Origin of the sequence: Streptomyces fodineus (genome assembly GCF_001735805.1) — a bacterium.
Taxonomy (GTDB): Bacteria; Actinomycetota; Actinomycetes; order Streptomycetales; family Streptomycetaceae; genus Streptomyces; species Streptomyces fodineus.
This window is the reverse complement of record NZ_CP017248.1, coordinates 1,249,737-1,274,647: the sequence shown is the minus strand read 5'-3', so window position 1 is coordinate 1,274,647 and position 24,911 is coordinate 1,249,737. Positions and strand designations below refer to the sequence as shown.

The 24,911-nt window shown below is 68.5% G+C and carries 17 protein-coding genes and 1 pseudogene; 11 read left to right on the top strand and 7 right to left on the bottom strand.

The window, feature by feature from the left end; translation table 11 throughout:
* Positions 1 to 293: 293 nt before the first annotated feature.
* The 7 genes from BFF78_RS05285 to BFF78_RS05255 all read right to left on the bottom strand — a co-directional run bounded on the left by BFF78_RS05285 (position 294) and on the right by BFF78_RS05255 (position 9,716).
* Complete coding sequence (locus tag BFF78_RS05285; RefSeq protein WP_069777196.1) at positions 294 to 1,811, bottom strand: sigma-70 family RNA polymerase sigma factor; 1,518 nt, start codon at positions 1,809 to 1,811, stop codon at positions 294 to 296.
* Positions 1,812 to 2,294: 483 nt separating this feature from the next.
* Positions 2,295 to 3,299, bottom strand: coding sequence for a sugar phosphate isomerase/epimerase family protein (locus BFF78_RS05280; protein ID WP_069777195.1), 1,005 nt, complete (start codon positions 3,297 to 3,299; stop codon positions 2,295 to 2,297).
* Entirely contained in the window at positions 3,296 to 4,507 is a 1,212-nt protein-coding gene (locus BFF78_RS05275; RefSeq protein WP_079161152.1) for a Gfo/Idh/MocA family protein, read from the bottom strand. Before BFF78_RS05275 ends, BFF78_RS05280 begins: the two co-directional genes overlap by 4 nt.
* A 94-nt stretch (positions 4,508 to 4,601) precedes the next feature.
* A complete protein-coding gene (locus tag BFF78_RS05270) occupies positions 4,602 to 5,651 on the bottom strand; it encodes a substrate-binding domain-containing protein (protein ID WP_069777194.1) in 1,050 nt (349 codons plus the stop codon).
* A gap of 27 nt (positions 5,652 to 5,678) precedes the next feature.
* Positions 5,679 to 6,689, bottom strand: coding sequence for an ABC transporter permease (locus tag BFF78_RS05265; protein WP_193433413.1), 1,011 nt, complete (start codon positions 6,687 to 6,689; stop codon positions 5,679 to 5,681).
* Positions 6,686 to 8,239, bottom strand: coding sequence for a sugar ABC transporter ATP-binding protein (locus BFF78_RS05260; RefSeq protein ID WP_069777193.1), 1,554 nt, complete (start codon positions 8,237 to 8,239; stop codon positions 6,686 to 6,688). Before BFF78_RS05260 ends, BFF78_RS05265 begins: the two co-directional genes overlap by 4 nt.
* Before the next feature lie 295 nt (positions 8,240 to 8,534).
* Positions 8,535 to 9,716, bottom strand: a complete 1,182-nt coding sequence (locus tag BFF78_RS05255) for an ROK family transcriptional regulator (protein WP_069777192.1) — start codon at positions 9,714 to 9,716, stop codon at positions 8,535 to 8,537.
* Between the two features lie 1,101 nt (positions 9,717 to 10,817).
* On the opposite strand from BFF78_RS05255, the gene BFF78_RS05250 reads away from it, so the two are divergent.
* The 11 genes and pseudogenes from BFF78_RS05250 to BFF78_RS49650 form a co-directional block, all read left to right on the top strand.
* Positions 10,818 to 11,333, top strand: coding sequence for a hypothetical protein (locus BFF78_RS05250; RefSeq protein WP_069777191.1), 516 nt, complete (start codon positions 10,818 to 10,820; stop codon positions 11,331 to 11,333).
* Positions 11,334 to 11,669: 336 nt separating this feature from the next.
* Complete coding sequence (locus BFF78_RS05245; RefSeq protein ID WP_069777190.1) at positions 11,670 to 14,504, top strand: PQQ-dependent sugar dehydrogenase; 2,835 nt, start codon at positions 11,670 to 11,672, stop codon at positions 14,502 to 14,504.
* A gap of 20 nt (positions 14,505 to 14,524) precedes the next feature.
* The gene (locus BFF78_RS05240; RefSeq protein ID WP_069777189.1) at positions 14,525 to 16,273 is read left to right on the top strand and encodes a ThuA domain-containing protein; all 1,749 of its coding nucleotides are present in this window, start codon (positions 14,525 to 14,527) and stop codon (positions 16,271 to 16,273) included.
* A gap of 171 nt (positions 16,274 to 16,444) precedes the next feature.
* Positions 16,445 to 17,575 carry an inositol-3-phosphate synthase gene (locus BFF78_RS05235; RefSeq protein ID WP_069783390.1) on the top strand — a complete coding sequence of 377 codons (1,131 nt, stop codon included), beginning with the start codon at positions 16,445 to 16,447 and terminating at the stop codon, positions 17,573 to 17,575.
* Positions 17,572 to 18,555, top strand: coding sequence for an SCO3242 family prenyltransferase (locus BFF78_RS05230; RefSeq protein WP_069777188.1), 984 nt, complete (start codon positions 17,572 to 17,574; stop codon positions 18,553 to 18,555). The genes BFF78_RS05235 and BFF78_RS05230 overlap by 4 nt, the downstream gene beginning before the upstream one ends.
* Positions 18,552 to 19,412 (top strand): sugar phosphate isomerase/epimerase family protein, encoded by an 861-nt coding sequence (locus BFF78_RS05225; protein WP_069777187.1) that lies wholly within the window; start codon positions 18,552 to 18,554, stop codon positions 19,410 to 19,412. Before BFF78_RS05230 ends, BFF78_RS05225 begins: the two co-directional genes overlap by 4 nt.
* A complete protein-coding gene (locus tag BFF78_RS05220) occupies positions 19,409 to 20,023 on the top strand; it encodes an EboA domain-containing protein (protein ID WP_069777186.1) in 615 nt (204 codons plus the stop codon). The genes BFF78_RS05225 and BFF78_RS05220 overlap by 4 nt, the downstream gene beginning before the upstream one ends.
* Positions 20,023 to 20,871, top strand: a complete 849-nt coding sequence (locus BFF78_RS05215) for a TatD family hydrolase (RefSeq protein WP_069777185.1) — start codon at positions 20,023 to 20,025, stop codon at positions 20,869 to 20,871. The genes BFF78_RS05220 and BFF78_RS05215 overlap by 1 nt, the downstream gene beginning before the upstream one ends.
* A 4-nt stretch (positions 20,872 to 20,875) precedes the next feature.
* A complete protein-coding gene (gene eboE / locus BFF78_RS05210; RefSeq protein ID WP_069777184.1) occupies positions 20,876 to 22,045 on the top strand; it encodes a metabolite traffic protein EboE in 1,170 nt (389 codons plus the stop codon).
* A complete protein-coding gene (locus tag BFF78_RS05205) occupies positions 22,003 to 23,418 on the top strand; it encodes an alkaline phosphatase family protein (protein ID WP_069777183.1) in 1,416 nt (471 codons plus the stop codon). The genes eboE and BFF78_RS05205 overlap by 43 nt, the downstream gene beginning before the upstream one ends.
* A 166-nt stretch (positions 23,419 to 23,584) precedes the next feature.
* Positions 23,585 to 24,607: pseudogene (locus tag BFF78_RS49650) on the top strand (DUF6745 domain-containing protein); the annotation flags it as partial.
* Positions 24,608 to 24,911: the final 304 nt, after the last annotated feature.

Genomic DNA, 24,911 nt, shown 5'->3' with positions numbered 1-24,911 from the left:
CGAGCCGAATCGGCGGCATAGCCCATGCCGCTCTCGTCCTCAACAGTCACTCGAAATGATCTTCGTTGAGAAAGCCTCAATGGGTAAGGGGCTTCAGGAATCACAGGGGCTCTGGAGCTGGCGCGGCCGGAGTCATTGGTCACGCGTGAGGCCGTGCCCGGCCGACTCCCGCGCGAGCGGCGACCGCCTCGAGAGCCGGCTTTCGCCTCTGCCGGGGTAACCGGAGCGCCCTCCGGGCCAGGTGTTCCAGCGGTGCGTTGGTCCCTTGGTTGTCTATGTTTCGAGCGGGGTGGTCAGGGAATGCGCCAGCGCTGTGCGGCGGTCTTGTTGCAGTCGAAGATCTGCAGTTGCGCTCCTGCCTGCAGGGTGGCGCCGGGGTCGTCCAGGCATCGGTTCGAGTGGGGATTGAGGAGGGAGCCGTCAGGTTGCGGCATCCAGACCTGTGTGGCGGTGTTGCTGCTGCAGGAGAACAGCCGGACCGGTGTGCCATTGGCCGTGCCGCTGCCCGAGACGTCGACACACTTGCCCTGGATCTTGAGGCGGTGGTCACTGGTCACGGTCACCTTCTGGGCGATGGTGCCGTTGCAGGGGTAGATGGTGATGGGCGATCCGTCAGCGGGGGATGCCCAGTGGTTGTCCAGGCAGAGGTCGGCCGCGACGCCGGCGACCATCTCACCGGTGGGGTCCGGGCTGTTGACGGTGGACGTGGTGCTCAGTGGGAGCTCGTTGTGACTGGAAGGCGTCGGGGTCCGGGTGTGAACCGGGCGACTGGTGCGGGACGGGCTCGGCGGCGGGGAAGCGGTCTTCGAGGGTGTCGGCGAGAGACTGGGCGCGGAGGCGGGCGCTGCGGCGCGCGTGTCGTTTCCCGAGTCGGAGAGGAGCAGGAAGCCTCCTGTAGCCGCCAGTATCACGGCTCCTGCCGCGAGGCCGGCGCCCAGCGGGTTCAGCGTGGACTTCGGAGGGTGGACAGCGGCATGCCCGGTGCCGCCGGCCCCCGTGCCCGCCTGCGCCAGCCGGGAGACGAGGTAGGCGGGGGCCGCCCACAACAGCACCGCGCCGGGCAGGATCAGCCGCAGGCGCTCGTTGAGGTCGGTCAGTTCCGTCATGGCGCGGCGGCAACCGGAGCATGCGTCGAGGTGCCGGGCCAGGTCCTTGTTGGGCCGTCGGCCGGGGCGGCGTATGGCGGCCGCGAGAAGACGGCTGTAGTGCCGGCACTCCGCCTGGTCCGCGGACTCGACGGACTCGATGTGTGCCGTGAGGTACGCCTCGCGCAGGCCCTCGCGAGCACGGGCTGCCAGCGAGCCGACGCCGCTGGGACTGATACCGAGGAGCGCGCCGACCTGCTCGGCCGACTCGCCCTCGATGACTGTGTGCCACAGCACCGACTGCCAGCGTTCCGGCAGGGAGCGGAAGCCGCGCACGAGCAGGGCATCGTCCTCCTGGCGCAGGACACGCTCCTCGCCGCTCTCCTCGACGGGGGCGGACTCCAGCCAGCGTTCGAAGTCCGGTGAAAGGTCGGTGCGGCGGGCGGTGGCTGCCCAGTCGGCGGCGGTACGGCGGACCACTGACAGGAGGTACGGGCGCCACGCGGACTCGGGACCGCGGCCGGCCCGTACCGCCTGCAGGGTACGGGTGAAGGCTTCGGACGCAAGGTCCTCGGCGGTGTGTCCATCACGGCAGCAGGTCCGCGCGTAGGCGAGGAGGGCCGGGCGGTGTCGACGGTAGAGCTCATCGAGGGCATCGGCCGCGCTGTCGCTGTGCCGTCCTGACGCCCGGATGGCGCTGGTGAGTTCTGCGTCGGATGCCGGCATCGATTCGTCCCCCGCGGAGTGCTTCGCTCGTGGTGCGGGAGACAGTGTGGTGCCTGTTGTGAAGATTGGGAAGTACGTATCCGTAAATAGCCATAGATATCATGATGTTTGTCAGCTGAAGCTCACGGTGAAGAGGGAGACACAATGCCCAGCGCGCTGGTGGAGTCGGCGGCCGGAGGGCGCCACCGCCTTGCGGGCTCGTGGCCTGTCGGGCGGCCTGAGTGGACGAGTCTCGCGGTCTCCGCGTCGCCGCTACGCACCGGCCGGGGTCGGTAGCGCTCCGGTGCGAGTCGGATGGGCTGGATGATTCGGTCGTGCAGGTCGGCCCACGGTCGAGGCATGGGTGACTCCTTGGCGCTGTGTCGGCTTTGCACTGGGGAGGAGCGAGGGTGGCCCGACGCATCCCCCCACTTTGTCGATGCTTTACCTTCCGGGTGTCCGTTGCAGGCGCCACAAGGTCTGTCCCTCCGCCACCTCACCCACTCAGTTGGTTCCTCCGAAGGCCGCGTCGAAGGAGGCGGACGGTGGACTGAAGTCGTACGCCTTCAGACGGGCCAGCGCTTCCGGAGCACCCTGGAGCCGGTCCATGCCGGCGTCTTCCCATTCGACGGAAACGGGGCCGCCGTATCCGATGAAGCGGAGCATGCGGAAGATGTCCTCCCAGCGCACGTCGCCGTGGCCCACGGAGACGAAGTCCCAGCCACGTCGTGGGTCGCCCCAGGGCAGGTGGGAGCCGAGGCGTCCGGTGCGGCCGTCGAGGCGTTTGCGGGCGTCCTTGCAGTCGACGTGGTAGATGCGGTCACGGAAGTCGTAGAGGAAGCCAGCCGGGTCGATGTCCTGCCAGACGAAGTGCGACGGGTCGAAGTTGAGGCCGAAGCCGGGACGGTGATCCACGGCGCGCAGGGCGCGGTCGGTGGTCCAGTAGTCGTAGGCGATCTCACTGGGGTGCACCTCGTGGGCGAAGCGGACGCCTTCTGTCTCAAAGACATCGAGTACGGGATTCCAGCGGTCGGCGAAGTCCTGGTAGCCGCGCTCGATCGTGGCTTCGGTGGCCGGTGGGAACATGGCGACCATGTGCCAGATGGCCGATCCGGTGAAGCCGATCACCGTGTCGACGCCGAAGGCGGCCGCCGCGCGTGCCGTGTCCTTCATCCTGGCGGCCGCCCGCTGCCGGACTCCCTCGGCGTCACCGTCGCCCCAGATCTGTGGCGGGAGTATGGCCTGGTGACGCTCGTCGATGATCGCGTCACAGACGGCCTGGCCGACCAGGTGATTGGAGATGGCCCAGCATTCCAGGCCGTACTTCTCCAGGAGCCTGCGACGGGAGTCCGGATAGGCCGGGTCGGAGAGGGCCTTCTCCACTTCGAAGTGGCCACCCCAGCAGGCGAGTTCCAGGCCGTCGAACCCGGCGTCCCGGGCGATCCTGCAGACCTCCTCAAGAGGCAGGTCCGCCCATTGGCCGGTGAAGAGGGTGAAGCGATGGGTCATGATGCACGTCCTTCTCCGTCTGTGGAAGGGGAGACGGGTGTGTAGACGCTGTCCTTGGAAGCGCTCTCCTCGACGGCGGCGAGCACCCGCTGCACTTGGAGCCCGTCGGTGAACGACGGGGAGGGCTGGGTGCCGTCGGCGACGGCCTGAACAAGGTCACGGGCCTGGTGGATGAACGTGTGCTCGTAGCCGAGTCCGTGGCCGGGGGGCCACCAGGCGGCGAGGTAAGGATGGTCGGGTTCGGTCACCAGAATGCGGCGGAACCCGGCTTCGGCTCCGGGTTCGGTGCCGTCGAAGAAGTGGAGCTCGTTGAGGCGCTCCAGGTCGAAGAGGAGAGAGCCGCGCTCGCCGTTGACCTCGAGCCGCAGCGCGTTCTTGCGGCCGTGGGCGAAGCGGGTGGCCTCGAAGGAGGCGAGTGCGCCGCACGGGAAGCGGCCGGTGAACAGGGCGGCGTCGTCGACGGTGACCTGGCCACGGTCGACTCCTGTGGAGGCGGTGAGTTTCGCTGACGCACCCGCCAGGACGGGGCGTTCGGGGACGAAGGTCGTCGTGAGCGCGGCGACGCCGGCCAGTGGCTCGCCGACCAGGAACTGGGCGAGGTCGACGATGTGCGACCCCAGATCACCCAGGGCGCCGGACCCGGCTGTCTCGCGCCTCAGCCGCCAGGTGAGGGGGAAGTCGGGGTCCACCAGCCAGTCCTGGAGATAGGTGAGACGGATGTGCCGGAGCGTGCCGAGTCTGCCGGCCCCGATCATGGCCTGGGCCAGGGAAAGCGCAGGCGTGCGTCGGTAGTTGAATCCGACCATGGCGATCCGGCCCGGGTTGCGTGCCGTCGCGGCGACCATGGCTTCGGCCTCCGCGACCGTATTGGCCAGCGGCTTCTCGCACAGCACGTGTTTGCCGGCGTCGAGCGCGGCGATGGCGATCTCCGCATGGCTTTCGCCGGGGGTGCAGATGTCGACGAGATCGATGTCGTCGCGTCTGATCAGGTCCCGCCAGTCGGTCTCGGCGGATGTCCAGCCCAGCCTGTCCGCGGCGGCGCGCGCCGCCTGCCGGTTTCGGCCGCACACCGCGGTCAGCTGTGGCTCGAGCGGCAGGTCGAAGACGCGGCCGGCCGTGCGCCAGCCCTGCGAGTGGACTGCACCCATGAAGGCGTAGCCGACCATGCCTATCCCGAGTCGCGGCTTGCGGGCGACGATGGATTCCATATGCGCGAGTTCTCCTTGACGCGGTCGGGGCGGGCGCGGTGCGGCGCACCGGCCCCGACCCTCGGCGACGATGGGTGTGAGTCCTCGGAGCGGTCTAGTTGAACCCGGTCGGCATGTAACGGTCGACGTTCTCCTTGTCGACGACTGCCGAGTAGAGGGTGACGGAAGAGGGGATCTCGAACTCCGCCATGCCGCCGATCCCCTTGCCCTGTCCGAGCGCCCGCGCCAGGTCGATGGCCGAGGCGGCCATGGTCGGCGGGTAGAGGACGGTCGCCTTCAGGACACCGCTGTCGGCCTTGATCGCCTGGAAGGCGGAGAGCGCTCCCGCGCCGCCGACCATGAAGAAGTCGTCCCGCCCGACCTGCTCGATGGCGCGCAGAGCGCCGACGCCCTGGTCGTCGTCGTGGTTCCACAGTGCGTCGAAGTGCTTGTTGGCCTGGAGCAGTGCCGCCATCTTGGACTGGCCGGACTCGACGGTGAACTCGGCGGCCTGGCGGGCCACCTTCTTGATGTTCGGGTAGTTCTGCAGGGCGTCGTCGAAGCCCTTGGTGCGCTGCTTGGTCAGCTCCAGGCTGTCGAGCCCGGCGAGTTCGACGACGCGGGCGTTCTGCTTGCCCTTGAGTTTCTCACCGATGTAGTGGCCGGCGTTGAGGCCCATGCCGTAGTTGTCGCCTCCGATCCAGCAGCGGTACGCCTGCGGGGTGTTGAAGATCCGGTCCAGGTTGACGACCGGTATGCCGGCGCGCATGGCCTTGAGTCCGACCTGGGTGAGCGCCTTGCCGTCGGCGGGCAGGATCACCAGGACGTCGACCTTCTTGTTGATGAGGGTCTCCACCTGGCCGATCTGAGTGGCCGTGTCGTTCGAGCCCTCGGTGATCTCCAGCGAGACGTCCTTGTACTTCTTGGCGCGGTCGCGAGCGTTGACGTTGATGGCGTTGAGCCAGCCGTGGTCGGCTTGCGGGCCCGCGAAGCCGATGGTGACGTGCTTGCCGGCCTTGTCGTCGGCGAGGGGGGCCTGTTCGGCCGAGCCGCCCTTGGAGTTGCCGGCATCGTTGGACGTGCATGCGGTGAGCAGTGCGCCGGCCGACACGGCGGCGGTACCGAAGAGCAGTCCTCTGCGGGTGGTGTGCACTTGCTGTGCCATGTTCCTGTGTCTCCTTGGCGTGGCGCTTTACTCGTGGGCAGTGCGGCGTTGGACGAGGACGGCGGCGATGATGATCGCGCCCTTGGCGATCTGCTGGGTCGCGCTCTGGAGATCGTTGAGCGCGAAAATGTTGGTGATCGTGGTGAAGATCAGGACACCGAGGACGGAGCCGGTGATGGTGCCACGGCCGCCGCTGAGCAGGGTGCCGCCGATGATGGCTGCGGCGATGGCATCGAGTTCGTAGAGATTGCCGTTGGTGTTCTGGCCCGAGCCGGACAGAACGATCAGCAGGAAGGCGGCGATGCCGCAGCACAGTCCCGAGAGCAGGTACAGGTAGAGGCGCTGGCGGCGCACGTCGATCCCGGCGAGCCTGGCGGCTTCGGGGTTGCCGCCGGTGGCGACGGTGCGCCGTCCGAACGTCGTACGGTTCAGCAACAGCCAACCGATGACGACGACCACCGCGAAGACGATCACGAGGGGCGGCACGCCAAGGACATACGCGTCTTTGTTGCCCAGATCGAGGATGCCTCGGATGGTCACCACTTGGGTGCGCCCATCGGTGATCTGCAGGGCGAGACCACGGGCCGAGGCGAACATGGCGAGGGTGGCGATGAACGGGACCATCCTGCCGTAGGCGATCAGTACGCCGTTGACCAGACCGCAGCCCACACCCACCATGATCGCCGTGAACAGAACCCCAGTAAAACCGAAGTCCTGGGTGGCGACCGTGGTCGCCCACACCGAGGCCAGCGCCACGATCGCGCCCACCGACAGGTCGATCCCACCGCCGATGATCACGAAGGTCATGCCGACCGTGACCACGCCGATCACCGAAGCCTGGGTGAGCACGAGTTGAAGGTTGCTCACGGCGAGGAACTCGTCCGGCTTGGTGACTCCGCCGACGAGCACGAGGATCGCGAGTACACCGAGCAGCGACAGAGTGCGCACATCGAGCCGGAGGCCGAGTGCGGGCCGACGCGGTGGCGGCGCCGCGTGAGCGGGCTTCTCGGCCGCGGGTGCGGCCGCGGACTGCGTCATGATGCGTGGTTCCCTTCGAGTACGAGATCGAGTACGCGGTGTTCGTCCAGTTCGTGGGCGGGGGCGGTGTGTACGACGCGGCCCTCGCGGAGGACGAAAACGCGGTCGGCGAGGCCGAGGACCTCAGGGATCTCGCTGGAGACCATGAGGACGGCCATGCCCTCGTCGGCCAGGCGCCGGATGACGGCGTACAACTCGGCGCGGGCTCCGATGTCGACGCCGCGGGTGGGTTCGTCCAGGAGCAGGACGCGGCAACCCCGGAGCAGCCAACGGGCCAGGACGGCCTTCTGCTGGTTGCCGCCGGAGAGGTTCTTGACCTGGGTGTTCGGGTTGTTCGGGCGAAGCGCGAGGTCACGGGTCACCTGTTGCGCGGCGGTACGCTCCGCGGCTCGGTGTATCCAGCCGAGGCGAGAGAATCTGCGGAGGGTGGACACGGAGACGTTGCGGGTGACGGACTCCAGCATCAGCAGTGCCTGTGCCTTGCGCTCTTCGGGGGCCAGACCGATGCCGGCGCGAACGGCGGCGGGGACGTTACCGGGCCGGATCTCCTCACCGTCCACGAACACCCGGCCGGCGGTCGGCCTGCGTGCGCCGTACACGGTCTCCAGGATCTCGGAGCGGCCGGATCCCACCAGACCGGCCAGGCCGACGATCTCCCCTGGGCGGAGCTGGAAGTCGACCGGCTCGAACTCCCCCTGGCGGCACAATGCTTCGACCGCAAGTACGGGCGGCACATCGGAAGTGACGGGCACGGGCGGTCGTTGGGGGAAGACATGTTCCACCGTGCGGCCTGTCATGAGTTCGACGATGTCGCCGGTGGAGGTGGACCGGGCCGACAGACCGTCGGCGACGGACCGGCCGTCCTTCAGGACGGTCACGCGGTCGCCGATCAGGCGGATCTCCTCCAGGCGGTGCGAGATGTAGACGACGGCGACGCCGTCGGCCGTGAGGGTGTCGACGATGCGGAAGAGGTTGCGGACCTCGTCCGGGTCCAGGGCCGCCGACGGCTCGTCCATCACGATCAGGCGCGCGTCATGGGACAGGGCGCGGGCCATGGAGACGATCTGCTGCTGTGCGGCGGAGAGCTCACCGACCAGTGCCGCCGGGTTGATCTCCGAGTGGCCGAGCCTGTCCAGCAGGGAAGCGGCGCTGTGGCGGGCGGCACCGGCGCGGACGACGAATCCGGCGCGCGTCGGTTCGTGACCGAGGCTGATGTTCTCGGCCACGGAGAGGTGCTCGACGAGGTCGAGTTCCTGGTAGATGGTCGCGATGCCGAGGCGCATGGCGGCGATCGGGGACTTGAGCCGGGTGGGTGCCCCTCGCCAGACGATCTCGCCGTCGTCAGGTTGATGGGCACCGGCCAGGACTTTTATGAGGGTGGACTTGCCTGCGCCGTTCTGGCCGAGGAGACAGTGGACCTCGCCCTCGTTGACCGTGAGGTCGACACCGTCGAGGGCACGGACGCCCGGGAAGGACTTGGTGATCCCGGTCATCCTGAGCAGCGGAGCCGGGGCGTCGGCTTTTGCGGTGAGATGGGGTGTTGGCGGCATGCGATGGATCCTCGGTTCAGTGGAGGCACACGGTTCATGGCGCTGCGCGTCCTGCGCGGATGAGGCAGGCGTGGTGAGTGATACCTCCCATGCGGAGGCCGCCCAGGCACGCGGACGCGGCTGCGTGCGCTGACGGCGCTGTTCGCCGTTCACTGTGTGTGGGGCGCCGTTGGGGGGAGGGAGTGGTCCGGCGCCTGGTGGGCAACACGGGTCACCGTGGCGCGGGCATGGAGAGGTGATGGTTCAGGCGCCCCACCGTCGGCGGGGCTGGGACGGTGGGGCGGGTTCGTTGGGATCAGGCCGGGGAGAAGACGCGGTCGGTGATCAGACGGGCGGCGCCGATGACTCCGGCCTGAGTGCCGAGTTCGCTGAGGACGATGGGGAGGTTGCCGGTCGCCAGTGGCAGGGACCTGCGGTAGACCTGGGTGCGGATGGCGGCGAGAAGGCCGTGTCCGACGCCGGTCACCCCGCCGCCGACGACGACCAGACCGGGGTTGAAGAACGACACCAGGCTGGCGATGACTTGTCCGACCAGGCCACCGCCCTCACGGATGAGATCGATGGCGAGGGCGTCACCGGCCGCGGCCGCGGCGGCGACGTCGGCTGCGGTCAGCGTGCCCGAAGCGGCCAGCCGGTCGGCCAGTTCACCTGCATGCCCGGACTCGACGGCGGCAAGCGCGTCGCGGGCGAGTGCGGCCCCGCTGAAGTGGGCCTCCAGGCAGCCGCTGTTGCCACAAGCACATGGATGACCGTTGGGGTCGACCTGGATGTGGCCGATGTCGCCGGCGCTCCCGGTGACGCCATGGTGTACCGCACCGCCGACGACGATGCCGCACCCGATGCCCGTGCCGATCTTCACGCAGAGGAAGTCTCCGACGCTCCTGGCGACTCCCGCGTGCTGCTCACCGAGAGCCATCAGGTTCACGTCGTTGTCGACCATGACGGGGCAGCCGAGGTCCTGGCTGAGTGCCTCCCGGACGGGGAAGTTGTCCCAGCCTGGCATGATCGGTGGTGCGACCGGTACGCCCTCGGGGAAACGTACGGGTCCGGGAATCCCCACCCCGGCTCCGTCGAAGGCTTCGGCGAGACCGGCCGCCTTCAACTTGTCGGCCATGGCGAGAACCTGCTCGAAGACCGCAACAGGGCCTTCCCGCACGTCGATCGGCTGACTGAGATGGCCGAGGACTTCCAACTCGGCGTTCGTCACAGCAACATCGGCCGAGGTTGCGCCGATGTCGATGCCCAAGAATCGGAGTCCGGGGGCCAGCCGGACGTTGTGCGACCGGCGACCGCCCCTGGAAGCAGCAAGTCCGTCGCTCACCACGAGCCCGGTCTCCATGAGTCGGTCCACCTCGACCGCGAGCTTGGACCGGGACAGGTCCACCAGCTCACCCAACAGCGCACGTGAGGTGGGGCCTTCATCACGCAACAACTTGAGTATGCGCGCCTGATGTGAGTTGGCCGGTCGTGCCGTCATGCGCCTCACGTCGCCCCTCCCGCCGCTGTCCGGCCTTCGGTGTCTTCCGCGATGGAACGTAGCAGCGATCGGCGTCTCGGGGAAGAAGTTAAGCGGGAATCCCGCCGACTTTATCTCCTCAGAGGACAAAGGAGCGTGACGTTGCACCGCCTCGCGGCCCGCTGGGCGTCAGGGTCCGGGCGGTCAGAAGCGGGCTTCCCGAGCCACGCAAGCGTCCTGCTGGTTGTCATCTCCCAAGAGCCGGGCGCCCGCCGCCCGTCCCGCTGCGTTAGGCACTCGTTATCCACTCCACTCTCTTGCTCCTGATCCACTGAACTCCCTTGCTCCTGGCCATGCCCTGCCCATGGCGGGCCGCTTGGCGCTCGCACCGGATGGGGTGGTTGCGGCCGGCCCCGGCCTTCGGTGACTACGGCAAACGGCTGGCCTCCTCGTTTTCGCCGCGGGCGGCCGTTCGGCGTACTGCTCCTTGGCCGCCGGCTCTTGGAGGTCGTCGGCCGCAAGTCGATGGCCGGCAGGGCGTATCGCACTCCGTGGTGCCGCTCGCGGTCGGTGTCCGGCCCTTCGGCGCGGGAGTACTGATCGCCACCGCGCATTCCGCGATGTGGGTGGTGAGCTTCCTCTTCGCCTCGGCTGTCACGGCCCGAGCCCTTGCGGCCTGCCCTCTTCTTCGCCACCGGCCGGCTGGTGAGGCGGCAGGCCCGAGCGTCTGTCTCGATACCTCGAAGTGTTCGTCGGTGTCAGGCGGGGCGCGTCTCTCTGGGAGGCGTCGCCGAGGCGACGGGATCAGCCCCCGTGAAATGCACCGGTAACGAATAGGTAACACGGCGGGATGGTCGGAAATCTGCGCCGTCCATCAAAGGCAATGACGTCTCAGACACTCTCGCGCACACGAAGCGACGCAAGCGCCCCGTGCCCCGGCGAGCCGAGCGAAGCCCCAAGCCCACATCCCGCTAGCCGCAGAACAACCGGAAGGACCTTCCCCGCTATGCGTGTACGACAGTGCACCCCGCCCGTGTCAACCGTCTGCACCTCACTCGCCCTGCCCGTCCAGCACGCGCACGCCGTCGCCGCTACCGCGGAGCTAACGCAACGTGGCGCCCTGTGCCCATCCCGATCGGTGCGGACCGGCTCGGGGTCGAGCTGTGCGGCGCGTCCGGCACACTCGACAAGGGAATCAAGAGGGCCCACGTGTACCACGTCCCCAAGGGCAACCGCGCCGCCTCCGGTCTGTTCGACCGGACGCCCGGGGCCGACCACTGGGACGACGCCAACGCGCTCGCCTCCGAAGCACTCGCGGCCGGCAGGCCCCTGACCGACAAGGCCCACAAGGCTGAAGTCAAGGACCTCAAGTCCGCGGCAGGTGAAGCAACCATGGCCGTCGACCGCAACGGTTTACCGGCTCCCCGGGGCGACGGCTGGGGTGATCTCGCTCCGCAGACCGAGCCGACCGCGTCGCCCGACGCACGGCTCGGCGCGGAGCTCGCCTCGATCGGTGGCGACAGTGACACCGGGATGCCGATGGCTGCGGGTAGCGCCGCACTGTTCGAACTGAGGGGTGAGTTCCTGTCCAAATCCCGTCGCGGGCGCGTCATGCCGGTGCGAGCCCGCTCGCGCTGAGGTAGCGGGAGGCAACGGGAGTCGAACAACTGGGCGCCACCTCAAGGGCCGTTTGGGTGGTGCGTCGGTGTGCGACCCCAACTACCCAGTCCCGCTGGAACGGCAAGGGCCAGCGGGGCATTCGGGCATGCCCACAAACAGTTTGTCCTCTCGCTGAGAAAAGTTAGCTCTACTTCTGCACAAGCTCTTTCAGTACAGGAGAAAGAGGGCTACGGTCCCGACCAACTCACCGCACGAGCCGCGCACTTTCTGGGCGCCGGCTTCCACCCCTGACACGGAGGACGACCCGTGCATCGAGAACGCCCCCCAACCTCCCCCCGCCGCAGAGTCACAGCCTTGCTCGTCGGGCTGCTCCTCGCGGTGGCCACGCCTACCGCGGCTGCTGCCCACGCGGGCCACGAAGCCCACGACAGCAAGGCCGCCAGTGCCGCTGCCGGTCCGACCTTCGAGCAAATCCCCATGGCCAAGGGGCCGGACCAGGTCGGCGAGCCCATGTCACTGGCCGTGCTGCCGGACCTCAGCGTCCTGCACACCTCGCGCGACGGCACCCTGTTCCTCACCGACCACGCGGGCTCGACCCATGTCGCCGGCAAGCTCGACGTCTACTCGCACGACGAGGAGGGCCTCCAAGGCGTAGGCGTGGACCCGGACTTCAAGGACAACCGGGCGATCTACCTCTACTACGCGCCCAAGCTGGGCACCCCCGCCGGCGACGCCCCGGGCACCGGAAGCGACGACGACTTCAAGAAGTTCGACGGCGTCAACCGCCTCTCCCGGTTCGTCCTCAACGACGACGGCACTCTCGACCTCGACAGCGAGAAGAAGGTCCTCGACGTGCCGGCCAGCCGTGGGGTGTGCTGCCACGTCGGTGGTGACATCGACTTCGACAAGGACGGCAACCTCTACCTGTCGACCGGCGACGACACCAACCCCTTCGCCTCCGACGGCTACACCCCCATCGACGACAGCCCGAACCGCAACCCGGCTTTCGACGCCCGCCGCTCCGCCGGCAACACCAACGACCTGCGGGGCAAGATCCTGCGCATCAAGGTCGCTGCCGACGGCTCCTACACCATCCCCGACGGCAACCTCTTCCCCAAGGGCACCGACAAGACCCGGCCCGAGATCTACGCCATGGGCTTGCGCAACCCCTTCCGGATGAGCGTCGACAAGCAGACCGGCGTGGTCTACGTAGGCGACTTCGGCCCCGACGCCGCTGCGGCCGACCCGAACCGCGGTCCCGGCGGCCAGGTCGAGTTCAACCGGATCACGAAGCCGGGCAACTTCGGCTGGCCGTTCTGCACCGGCAAGAACGACGCCTACGTCGACTACGACTTCGCCACCCAGAAGTCGGGCTCCAGGTTCGACTGCGACGCACCCAAGAACAACTCCCGGTTCAATACCGGCCTCACCGATCTGCCGCCCGCGCAGCCGGCCTGGATTCCCTATGACGGCGGGTCGGTCCCCGAGTTCAACGTGGATGCCAAGGGCAACCCGGGCTCCGAGTCCCCCATTGGGGGTCCCGTCTACCGGTACGACGAGACCTCCACCTCGTCGGTGAAGTTCCCCAAGGAGTACGACGGGAACTTCTTCGCGGGCGAGTACGGGCGCCAGTGGATCAAGCGGATCGAGCAGGGCGACGACGGCACCGTCCAGAAGATCAATGCCTTCCCGTGGACCGGGACCCAGGTCATGGACATGGCCTTCGGCCCGGACGGCGCGCTGTATGTCCTGGACTACGGCACCGGAAGCTTCGGCGGTGACGCCAACTCCGCGCTCTACCGCATCGAGTACGCGAAGGACGGACTCACCCCGATCGCGGCGGTGAGCGCCGACCACACCGACGGGGCTGCCCCGCTGCAGGTCTCCTTCACGGGAAAGGCGACCGACGGTGACAGCAAGGACCTCACCTACGCCTGGGACTTCGGAGACGGAACCAAGGGCGAGGGTCTCAACCCGACCCACACGTACCAGAAGAACGGCACCTACCAGGCCACCTTCACCGCCACGGACCCCGAGGGACACGTGGGCAGCGCGAACGTGCGCGTCGTCGTGGGCAACACCAAGCCGACGGTGGAGATCATCGCGCCCGCCAACGGCTCCTTGTACCACTTCGGCGATCCGATCCCCTTCAAGGTCAAGGTGACCGACCCCGACGAGCCGGACATCGACTGCTCCAAGGTCACCGTCCGCTTCAGCCTCGGACACGACAACCACGCACACGAGCTGAGCAAGGTCCAGGGCTGCGAAGGCACCCTGACACCGCCCAAGGACGGCGAACACGACCCGGACGCCAACATCTTCGGCCTCGTGGGAGCCGAGTACACCGATAACGGCGCGGGCGGCCAGGCTCCCCTGACCGGCAGGAGCCAGGTCACCCTCCCGCCGTATCACCGCCAGGCCGAGTACTTCACCACGCAGAGCGGCAACCTGAAGCTGTACGACAAAGCCGGCGCCCACGGCGGCAAGACCGTCGGTGACAGCCACGACGGCGACTGGATCTCCTTCGACCCGTACCGGCTCACGGGAGCGACCAAGCTCAAGGCCCGGGTCTCATCGGGTGGCGCCGGCGGCACGCTGGAGCTGCACACCGGCTCCCCGACCGGTCCGCTGCACGGCTCGATCGAGGTGAAGCCGACCGGTGGCTGGGAGAACTTCGCGGATGTGGAGACGACGCTGAAGGACGTGCCCGACCAGACCACCAAGATCTACCTGGTCTTCAAGGGCGGCAGCGGGGCCCTCTTCGACCTCGATGACTTCGAGTTCACCACAGACGGCTCCGGCGGCGCGCACACCGGTGAGGTGAAGGGCGTGAACGGCAAGTGCATGGATGTGGCGGGAGGCAAGGACGACGACGAGACCCAGGTCCAGCTGTACGGCTGCAACAGCACGGCCGCGCAGCAGTGGACGCTTCCCGGGGACGGCACGATCCGCGCGCTGGGCAAGTGCCTCGACGTGCGTTGGGCCGGCACCGATGACGGCACGAAGGTCCAGCTGTACCGCTGCAACGGCACCGTCGCCCAGCAGTGGGTGCCGCAGGACGACGGCACCGTCCGCAACCCGAACTCCGGCAAGTGCCTGGACGCGGAAGGCGACACCTGGGGCGACGAAACCCCCATCCACCTGTGGACCTGCCACGGCAAGGCCAACCAGCAGTGGACCCTGCCGTAGCCGGAAGGAAGCAGGACACCATGCGTATGAGCCTCACCAAAGCCGCGTGCTGGCTGTCGGGTGCGCTGCTGTGCGTCGCGGCGGCCCCCGGACTCGCCTCCGCCGAGCCGGTCAAGCCCACTGAGTCCGTCAAGGCCACCACACGTGCCACCGCCGACCCGGCATACAAGGTTCTCGTCTTCTCCAAGACGGCCGGCTACCGGCACTCATCCATCGACGCCGGTCTCTCCACACTGCGGGAACTGGGGTCGGCGAACAACTTCACCGTGGACGCCACAGAGGACGCCGGGGCCTTCACCGCCGACAACCTCGCCAACTACAAGGCGGTCGTGTTCCTGTCGACCACCGGGGACGTTCTCGACGCAGCCCAGCAGGACGCCTTCGAGAGCTACATCCGAGGCGGGGGCGGCTTCGTGGGCATCCACGCCGCCGCCGACACCGAGTACGACTGGCCGTTCTACGGCAAGCTCGTCGGAGCCTATTTCCAGTCGCACCCCGACCAGCAGAACGCCAAGATCAACGTGGAGGACCGGGCGCACCCCGCAACCGCGCATCTCGGCAGCACCTGGGAGCGGTTCGACGAGTGGTACAACTACCGCACCAACCCCCGGTCCACCGCGCACGTGCTCGCCTCGCTGGACGAGTCCAGCTACTCGGGCGGGACCATGTCCGGTGACCATCCGATCACCTGGTGCCAGAACTACGAGGGCGGCCGCTCCTTCTACACCGGCCTCGGCCACACCGACGCGTCGTACTCCGAACCCGCTTTCCAGCAGGAGTTGCTCGGCGGCATCCGCTGGGCGGCGGGCATGGCCCAGGCGGACTGCCGCCCGGAGAACGGCTACCAGTCGCTGTTCGACGGCAGCAGCACGACGGGCTGGGAGCAGGCCGGGCCCGGTTCCTTCGACCTCGCCGACGGCACCCTCACCTCTAAGGGGGGCATGGGCCTGCTCTGGTACGACGCGAAGGAGCTGAAGGGCGACTACTCCATCAAAGCCGACTGGAAGATGGACGGCGACGACAACTCGGGGATCTTCGTCGGCTTCCCGGCCTCCAACGATCCCTGGTCCGCCGTGAACAACGGCTACGAGATACAGATCGACGCCACCGACAGCCCGGACCGCACGACGGGGGCCGTGTACGGCTTCAAGGCGCCCGACACCGCCGTGCGGGACAAGGCACTGAATCCTCCCGGCGAATGGAACACCTTCGAGATCCGTGTCACCGGCGAGCACCTGGAGGTCTTCCTCAACGGTGTGAAGATCAACGACTTCACCAACACCGACCCGGCGCGCAGCCTCCAACAGGGATATGTCGGCCTGCAGAACCACAGTGACGCAGACCGGGTCTCGTTCCGCAACGTCCGTGTCAAGACGACGTATTCACGCACCGGTGAGGTGAAGGGCGTGAACGGCAAGTGCATGGATGTGGCGGGAGGCAAGGACGACGACGAGACCCAGGTCCAGCTGTACGGCTGCAACAGCACGGCCGCGCAGCAGTGGACGCTTCCCGGGGACGGCACGATCCGCGCGCTGGGCAAGTGCCTCGACGTGCGTTGGGCCGGCACCGATGACGGCACGAAGGTCCAGCTGTACCGCTGCAACGGCACCGTCGCCCAGCAGTGGGTGCCGCAGGACGACGGCACCGTCCGCAACCCGAACTCCGGCAAGTGCCTGGACGCGGAAGGCGACACCTGGGGCGACGAAACCCCCATCCACCTGTGGACCTGCCACGGCAAGGCCAACCAGCAGTGGACCCTGCCGTCATGAGCATCGCTCCTGACCCGTAGTCCACAGAACTGGCCCGGGAACCTGGCGGATCCCGCACCAGAAACGGGCCCGTGCCGGGGTTGCGGCTCACGCCCCCGGCACGGGCCATCACTCATCACACGCACACGTACGTACATGCACACGCACGAGAACGGCAGGGAGGCGCTCGCGATGACAACACCGACATCGACACCGGCAGTGCCACGTACGGGAATCTGGCTGATCGGGGCCCGCGGTTCCGTCGCCACCACGGTGGTCGCGGGGTGCGCGGCCGTCGCTGGCGGGCTGCAGCCGGCCATCGGGATGGTCACCCTCACTCCGCACTTCGCCGGGAGTGGCCTTCCGGATCTGGGGTCCCTCGTCTTCGGGGGGCACGACGTCGTGTCCTGCCCGTTGCCGAAGCGGGCCGAGCAACTGGCCGCGCGGGGGGTTCTACCGTACGACCTGCCCCAGGTCGTACGAAATGAACTCGCCGCGGCGGACGCCGAGATACGGGCCGGGGGTCCCGTCATGGACGACCTGAGTCAGGACGATGAACTGATCAGCCGGTTCGCCGATGACATCGCCTCCTTTCGGACGCGGAACAACCTCGTCCGGTGCGTGGTCGTCAACGTGGCCTCCACCGAACCAGCGCCCCGCGAAGGGGACGAGAGGCTGCCCGCCAGCTCTCTGTACGCTGCCGCCGCGCTCCGCGCCGGCGCTGCGTATGCGAACTTCACACCCTCCACCGGACTGCACCACCCCGCGCTCACCGGTCCGTACGACGTGCCGGTGGCCGGGCGGGACGGCAAGACCGGCCAGACGCTGCTGCGCTCCGTGCTCGGCCCGATGTTCGCGCAGCGAGCACTCACCGTGCGGTCCTGGTCCGGTACCAACCTGCTCGGCGGGGGAGACGGGGCGGCGCTCGCCGACCCGGACGCGGCCGCCGCGAAGAACGCCGGAAAAGCGCGGGTCCTCGCCGACACCCTCGGAGCCACCCCCGAGGGCGTGGTGCACATCGACGACGTGCCCTCGATGGGGGACTGGAAGACCGCCTGGGACCACATCGCCTTCGAGGGATTCCTCGGCGCACGGATGGTACTCCAGACCACCTGGCAGGGGTGCGACTCCGCCCTGGCGGCACCGCTCGTCCTGGACCTGGTCCGGCTCCTCGCCCGCGCGCACGAAGTGGGGCTCACCGGTCCGCTGCCCGAGCTGGGGTTCTACTTCAAGGATCCCGACCCGAGGGCGCCGGCGTCGCTATCCGAGCAGTACGTGGCGCTACTCGGACTCGCCGAGCAGCTGCGGGCGGAGCACACGTGAGCACGTTCCGAGACTGGGCTCAACTGCTGCGAGTCTCCGCACTGTTCACGGTCCCGGGGGATGCCCTCGCTGGGGCCGCGGCCGCCGGCGGGCGCGCCGACCTGCGCACGCTGCGCGCCATCGGATGCTCCCTGTGTCTGTACGAGGCGGGCATGGCCTTGAACGACTGGGCGGACCGGGGCGAGGACGCGCGTGATCGCCCGAACCGGCCTCTCCCGTCGGGCCGCATACGCCCGGGCGCCGCCTTGGGGGCGGCGGCCGGGCTGACCGGCGTGGGCCTTGCGATGGCGGCGCGGGCGGGGCGCCCGGCGGCGGCGGTCGCAGGGGCCCTTGCCGCCACCGTCTGGGCGTACGACCTGAAGCTCAAGCACACCCACGCGGGGGCGGTGGCGATGGGCGCGGCTCGGGGCCTCGACCTCTTGCTCGGTGCCGTGGTGACTGGGCACACACCTCTGCGGCCCGCCGTGGCCCTCTCCTCGGCGGCGCTGGCCGCCCACACGTACGCGGTGACCCGCGTCTCCCGACACGAGACCACGGGCGGTTCCAGCCTCGCTCCCTTCGCCGCCCTGGCCACGAGTGCCGTCATCAGTACGGGACTTGTATTGCAGGGTCTTCGTGGCCGGGGCAGGGACGTAGGGGCAGGGGCGGCCGGGTCCGTACTCGCGTACTGGCCCGACGCTTCGGCAGTCGGCGGACCGGCACGCGGCAGCCGTCTGTCGCGTGGCCTTCGCCTGTCGCGCAGTCTCACCGCACCGGCCCTCGCCGCCACCTACGGCACCGCAGCTGGCCGCCCTTACTTGCACGCCGTCCTCAATCCCTCTCCGCCCCTCACACAACGCGCTGTTGGAGGCGGCATCCGTTCCCTCATCCCCCTCCAGGCGGCTCTCGCCGCGCATGCGGGTGCCCCTGCCCTGGGTGGGGCGCTTATGGCGTTGGCGCCGATAGCGCGCCGCGTCTCTTGGAAGGTGAGCCCGACATGACCCTGCGCTTCGCCTACGGCACCAACGGCCTCACCGACCTGCGCCTCGACGACGCGCTGTTCCTCCTCGCCGACCTGGGCTACGCCGGCGTCGGTCTCACGCTCGACCACATGCACTTCGACCCCATGGCGGCGGACCTCTCCGTTCGAACCAGCCGTCTGGCCCACACGCTGGCCATCCTGGGCCTGACGGTGACGGTCGAGACCGGTGCCCGCTACGTCCTCCACCCGCGCCGCAAGCATGGTCCCTCGCTCCTGGACCCAGACCCCGACGGGCGTGCGGCTCGGGTCCGCCTGCTGGTGCGTGCCGTCCAGACCGCCGCCGACCTGGGTGCGCACGCCGTGCACTGCTTCAGCGGCATCGTCCCTGAAGGCGTAGACCATGACTCGGCCTGGAAGCGTCTCGCCGACGAACTGGCGCCCGTCCTCGACGCCGCCAGTGGCCTGGGAGTGCCGCTTGCCGTGGAACCCGAACCAGGCCACCTTCTCGCCACTCTCGACGACTTCCACCAGCTGCGCCACCTGCTCGGCAGTCCCGACGCGCTCGGCTTGACCCTGGACATCGGCCACTGCCAGTGCCTGGAGCCGGACCCGCCTGCCGAGTGCGTCCGCGCGGCAGCGCCGTGGGTGCGCCACGTCCAGATCGAGGACATGCGGCGCGGCGTCCACGAGCATCTCCCGTTCGGGGAGGGCGACATCGACTTCCCGCCCGTCCTCGACGCCCTCACGGAACTCACCTGCACCGGCTACCAGGGCCTGATCACCGTGGAGCTACCTCGTCACTCCCACGCCGGCCCGACCCTCGCGGAAGGATCCCTCCACTTCCTGCGCGACCTTGAGGGAGGAGCACACGCATGACCACACCGCTGACCGACGACCTCGCCACCCGGTGGAAGAGCCTTGACGCCCTCACCCGAGCCTGGCTCACCAACGCCGTACTTGAGTCCGCCGCTGCCCGCGAGGTGCCCCAACGTTCCATGCTCGTCTGGGAGCTGAGGTTTTCGGAGGCAGGCCGCCACTGCCGGGACACCGAGCATGTCGCCCGCGTCCTCCTCCTACACGCGGTACGGCCGGACGCGGCCGACCTCGCCCGGCTCTACGCGCACGGCACGGCCGCCGAACGCGGCGCCGTCCTCCGTGTCCTGCCCCACCTTCCCTACCTCACCCGCGGCGACGCACTCCCCCTGGTCGAGGACGCCCTGCGCACCAACGACACTCGTCTCATTGCCGCCGCCGTCGGCCCGTACGCCGCCCGGCACCTGGACGCCCACGCCTGGCGGCACGCCGTCCTGAAGTGCCTGTTCACCGGTGTGCCCCTGGACGAGATGGCAGAGCTCGAGCGCCGCGCCAACGGGGACGACGAGCTGGCGCGGATGCTCACCGACTACGCGGCCGAGCGCAGCGCGGCGGGCCGCCCCGTGCCGGAAGACCTACACCGCGCCCTGCGCCTCGCCACCCAGGAGTCTTGATGCGCATCTTCGACCCCCACATCCACATGACCTCCCGCACCACCGACGACTACGAGGCCATGCATGTCGCCGGAGTGCGAGCCGTGGTGGAGCCCGCCTTCTGGCTGGGGCAGCCTCGCACCTCAGCCGCCTCCTTCTATGACTACTTCGATGCCCTGCTGGGCTGGGAGCCGTTCCGCGCCGCCCAGTACGGAATCGTGCACCACTGCACGATCGCCCTCAACCCGAAGGAGGCCAACGACCCGCGCTGCACCCCGGTCCTGGACGAGCTGCCCCGCTATCTGGTCAAGGACCACGTGGTCGCGGTCGGCGAGATCGGCTACGACTCCATGACCCCGGCCGAGGACGCGGCCCTGGCCGTACAGCTCCAGCTGGCCGCCGACCACGGTCTGCCCGCCCTGATTCACACCCCGCACCGGGACAAGCTGGCCGGCCTGCGCCGCACCCTCGACGTCGTACGGGAGTCTGCCCTGCCCCTCGACCGGGTCCTGATCGACCACCTGAACGAGATAACGGTCAAGGAGGCTAAGAACTCGGGGAGTTGGCTGGGCTTCTCCGTCTATCCGGACACCAAGATGGACGAGGAGCGGATGGTGGCGATCCTGAAGGAGTACGGGCTGGAGAGAGTGCTGGTCAACTCGGCTGCCGACTGGGGCAGGAGCGACCCGCTGAAGACGCGCAGGGTCGGTGAGGCGATGCTCGCGGCGGGCTTCGACGAGGACGACGTGGATCTGGTGCTGTGGCGCAACCCGATCGCCTTCTACGGGCTCAGTGGCCGCCTCGATTTGGACGTCCAGACCACCGACCCCACTCACGAGGGAAACTCCGTTCTCCGAGGCGGGGCGTGAGCACATGCGCTTCCTACACCCGGACGGCTCCATCGTCCACCTCGCGTACTGCACCAACGTCCACCCGGCGGAAACGCTCGACGGAGTGCTCGCCCAACTCCGTGACTTCTGTGAGCCCGTGCGCATGCGACTGGGCCGGGAACGGCTCGGCATCGGCCTGTGGCTCGCCAAGGGCGCCGCACACACCCTCGTCACTGATACCGGAGCCCTGAGTCTGCTCCGCGCCGAGCTGAAGCGGCGGAGCCTTGAGGTCGTCACCCTCAACGGCTTTCCGTACGAAGGGTTCGGCGCGCAGAAGGTCAAGTACCGTGTCTACAAACCCGACTGGGCTGATCCCGAACGCCTCCGCTATACCACCGACCTGGCCCGCTTGCTGACCGGGCTACTGCCGGACGACGTCGGTGAAGGCAGCATCTCCACCCTCCCCCTCGCCTGGCGGACTTCGTACGACCATCGGTCCGCCGAAATCGCCCATCGCGCTCTCACGTCGCTGGCCGAATACCTCGACACCATGGAGAGGTTCACCGGCCGCTCCATTCGCATAGGACTGGAGCCGGAGCCCGGCTGCGTCGTGGAGACCACGGCCGACGCGATCGGGCCGTTGGCCCACATCGGACACGACCGCATCGGTGTCTGTGTCGACACTTGTCACCTGGCCACCTCGTTCGAAGATCCGGCGACCGCCCTCGACGCGCTGGACGCCGCGGACATCCCCGTCGTGAAGGCTCAGGTCTCCACGGCCCTGCACGCGCAGGACCCGAGTCTGCCCGAGGTGCGCCGGGCACTGGCGACGTTCGACGAGCCCCGTTTTTTGCACCAGACGCGAGTGAACACCGAGACAGGGCTGCGCGGAACCGACGATGTGGGCGAGGCACTCGGTCTCGGTGGCCTCCCGGTCTCCGCGTCCTGGCGGTCCCACTTCCACATCCCTCTGCACACTGCGCCCGCGGGGCCGTTGACCTCCACCCTTACCGTGCTCCAGGACTGCCTGATGCGTCTTGTCGGAGGTCCGACGGCGCGTACGCACCATCTGGAGGTCGAGACGTACACATGGCAGGCACTGCCGCTCTCTCTGCGCCCCCGAGACCGCGCTGGCCTCATCGACGGCATGGCTGCCGAACTGACCTATGCATGCGCCCTGTTGGCCGACCTCGGCCTCAAGGAGTTGCTGTGACCCCCACCCCCTTGCTGGTACTCGACGTCGTCGGTCTCACGCCGCGTCTGCTCGATCACATGCCCCGTCTCAAGGCTCTGGGCCGGTCCGGCTCACGGGCGCCCCTGGGCACCGTCCTGCCCGCGGTCACCTGCTCCGCCCAGTCCACGTTCCTCACCGGAGTCCCGCCCTCCGAACACGGCATCGTGGGCAACGGCTGGTACTACCGCGAACTCGGCGAGGTACTTCTGTGGCGCCAGCACAACGGCCTCGTCGCCGGCGACAAACTGTGGGACGCCGCCCGGCGCGCCCATCCCGGCTACACCGTCGCCAATATCTGCTGGTGGTACGCCATGGGCGCCGACACCGACATCACCATCACCCCCCGTCCCGTGTACTACGCCGACGGCCGCAAAGAGCCCGACTGCTACACCCGTCCCCCGGCCCTGCACGACGAACTCACGGAGAAACTCGGTACGTTCCCCCTCTTCCGCTTCTGGGGTCCCAGAGCGGACATCGTCTCCAGCCGGTGGATCGTGGCAGCCACCCGCCATATCCTCGCCACTCGCCACCCCGACCTTGCCCTGTGCTACATCCCTCACCTCGACTACGACCTGCAGCGCTACGGCCCCCACGACCCACGCGCCGACCAGGCCGCCGCCGAGTTGGACGCCGCCCTTGGTCCGCTTCTCGACGACGCTGCTACCGAGGGCCGTACTGTCGTCGTGCTCTCCGAATACGGCATCACCCGCGCCGACCGGCCCGTCGACATCAACCGCGCCTTGCGCCGCGCGGGCCTCCTGGAGGTGCACACCCAGGACGGCATGGAGTATCTCGACACGACGGCGTCCCGTGCGTTCGCCGTCGCCGACCACCAGATCGCCCACGTGTACGTGCGCCGCTCCGAAGACCTCGACGCCACCCGGGACGCCCTCGGCGGACTGCCCGGGATCGCCCAACTCCTGGACGACGAGGGCAAGAAGAGCAACGGCCTGGACCACCCGCGCTCGGGGGAGTTCGTAGCCGTCGCCGAGCCGGACGCCTGGTTCACGTACTACTACTGGCTGGACGACGCCCGCGCGCCTGACTTCGCGCAACTCGTCGACATCCACCGCAAGCCCGGCTACGACCCCGCCGAACTATTCATGGACCCGCAGAACCCCTACGTGAAGGTCAAGGCGGCCACGGCGCTGGCCCGCAAGAAGCTCGGCATGCGCTACCGGATGGCGGTCGTGCCCCTCGACCCGTCACCAGTTCGCGGCAGCCATGGCCGCCTCCCCGACCACCCCGACGACGGCCCCCTCATCCTCTGCTCCCGTCCGCACGCCGTCACCGGACCGGTCCGGGCCACCGACGTGAAGGCCCTGCTGATCAGTCTCGCGGGTATCGGCTGAGGCCACGACGAAGCATCCCGGTGCACCACTCTCCACGGGGGTGCCGAGGCTCGTGCGGGTGGGACCGCCTCGGTCCGTCCTCCGAACATAGGCGTTGAAGGAGAGATGTTGCTGTCCATGGGAGCCCCGGCCACACGTGGCTGCCCCGCAGCCGGGAAGGGATGAGATGCCGGAGCCGCTGAATCACCCCGTTGCGTGGGTGGCGTGGGGCAGTGGACTGCTGTCCGTCATCGTGGTCGTCACCGCCTTCGCCCGCGTGAGAATCAGCAGGCTCTTCGGGAACCCCCTCGGCCGCCCCGCCCACCTACCCCGCATCACCGAAATCACGCCCGAACAAGAATCCATCCTCCACCCCATCCGCGACGATTGGATCCAACACGGCCTGTCCACCCGACCGGCCGACCGTCCAGCAGCCGAGGCCGCCGTGCGGCTCGCATACGAGGCGGCCGGGCTGGAGCCCCCAAAGATCTTCGTGTGGCTTGAGAGCCCGCTGGCCGGGTGCATCGGATCGTGGATGCTGGCCCAGATCGAGACCCAGATCCAGGAGCAGCTCAAGGCGCGGGACCAGGACCAGGACCAGGCGCGGGTATGGGCGCATGCCCAGGTGCTGGCCTGGGCCCGCCTCGATCTTGTCCGGGACCAGATCCGCGACCAGATCGAGGCTCAGGTCGAGGAACAGCTCAAGGCCCACGTCAGGTTCCAGGGCATGGCCCGGGTCAGCCGGTCCTCGGACTGGTACGAGGCCGAGAGACACGTCCTGGACCAGGCCAGGTCCCAGATCCGGGACCAGTTCGAGGACCAGGTCAGGTCCCACGTCCGGGCTCAGATCGAAAGCCAGGTCAACTTCCACGTCGGCTCTCAGGTCAGGTTTCAGGTAGAGGACCAGATCAGGTCCCACGTCGAGGAGCACGTCTGGTCCTACTTCTGGCCCCTGGTCACCAGCGTCCGGCCCCAGGTCGGCAGGGCAATCCTCGGACACTATGACGCCGCTGAGTTTGCCTACCACGACGCGTTCGCAAGCATGGGCGCAACCGGAATCGAACCTGTCACCGGACTTATGGACGTGGCCCGCAACGCAGGCTGGTGGTGGGCCATGCCGCACACTGCCGTCCTCACGGAACGCCCCACCATCCTCCACCGCGACCGCGACGGCCGCCTCCACCACGAAACCGGACCAGCACTCGCCTACCCCGACGGCTTCTCCATCCACGCCTGGCACGGAACCCGCGTTCCCGGCGACCTGGTCGAATCCGGCTGGGACACCCAGCGGACGCGTACGTCCTCGACCCGGAAGCCTGCCAGGCCAGCCGACCCTGCCGTGGCGAAGTGCTGCCGGAGCGCTTCGCGGCTGAGCAACGGGGGTGTCGCCGAGCGGGGCCAGCGGGTGTCGCACGTCGGTTTCTTCGGCGTAGAACTCGGCCAGCTTGTCGACCTGGCTGTGGTCACCGTTCTGCAGCCGGCAGGCGCCGTCGAGCATGGCACGGAACGTCTCT

Excerpts from the sequence above, each read along its gene's own strand:
- BFF78_RS05270 (WP_069777194.1), bottom strand. The coding sequence starts at position 5,651 with ATGGCACAGCAAGTGCACACCACCCGCAGAGGACTGCTCTTCGGTACC.
- BFF78_RS05225 (WP_069777187.1), top strand. The coding sequence starts at position 18,552 with ATGACCCTGCGCTTCGCCTACGGCACCAACGGCCTCACCGACCTGCGC.
- BFF78_RS05235 (WP_069783390.1), top strand. The coding sequence starts at position 16,445 with ATGACAACACCGACATCGACACCGGCAGTGCCACGTACGGGAATCTGG.
- BFF78_RS05265 (WP_193433413.1), bottom strand. The coding sequence starts at position 6,689 with ATGACGCAGTCCGCGGCCGCACCCGCGGCCGAGAAGCCCGCTCACGCG.
- BFF78_RS05285 (WP_069777196.1), bottom strand. The coding sequence starts at position 1,811 with ATGCCGGCATCCGACGCAGAACTCACCAGCGCCATCCGGGCGTCAGGA.
- BFF78_RS05220 (WP_069777186.1), top strand. The coding sequence starts at position 19,409 with ATGACCACACCGCTGACCGACGACCTCGCCACCCGGTGGAAGAGCCTT.
- eboE (WP_069777184.1), top strand. The coding sequence starts at position 20,876 with ATGCGCTTCCTACACCCGGACGGCTCCATCGTCCACCTCGCGTACTGC.
- BFF78_RS05280 (WP_069777195.1), bottom strand. The coding sequence starts at position 3,299 with ATGACCCATCGCTTCACCCTCTTCACCGGCCAATGGGCGGACCTGCCT.
- BFF78_RS05255 (WP_069777192.1), bottom strand. The coding sequence starts at position 9,716 with ATGACGGCACGACCGGCCAACTCACATCAGGCGCGCATACTCAAGTTG.
- BFF78_RS05240 (WP_069777189.1), top strand. The coding sequence starts at position 14,525 with ATGCGTATGAGCCTCACCAAAGCCGCGTGCTGGCTGTCGGGTGCGCTG.
- BFF78_RS05260 (WP_069777193.1), bottom strand. The coding sequence starts at position 8,239 with ATGCCGCCAACACCCCATCTCACCGCAAAAGCCGACGCCCCGGCTCCG.
- BFF78_RS05275 (WP_079161152.1), bottom strand. The coding sequence starts at position 4,507 with ATGGAATCCATCGTCGCCCGCAAGCCGCGACTCGGGATAGGCATGGTC.
- BFF78_RS05215 (WP_069777185.1), top strand. The coding sequence starts at position 20,023 with ATGCGCATCTTCGACCCCCACATCCACATGACCTCCCGCACCACCGAC.
- BFF78_RS05205 (WP_069777183.1), top strand. The coding sequence starts at position 22,003 with ATGCGCCCTGTTGGCCGACCTCGGCCTCAAGGAGTTGCTGTGACCCCC.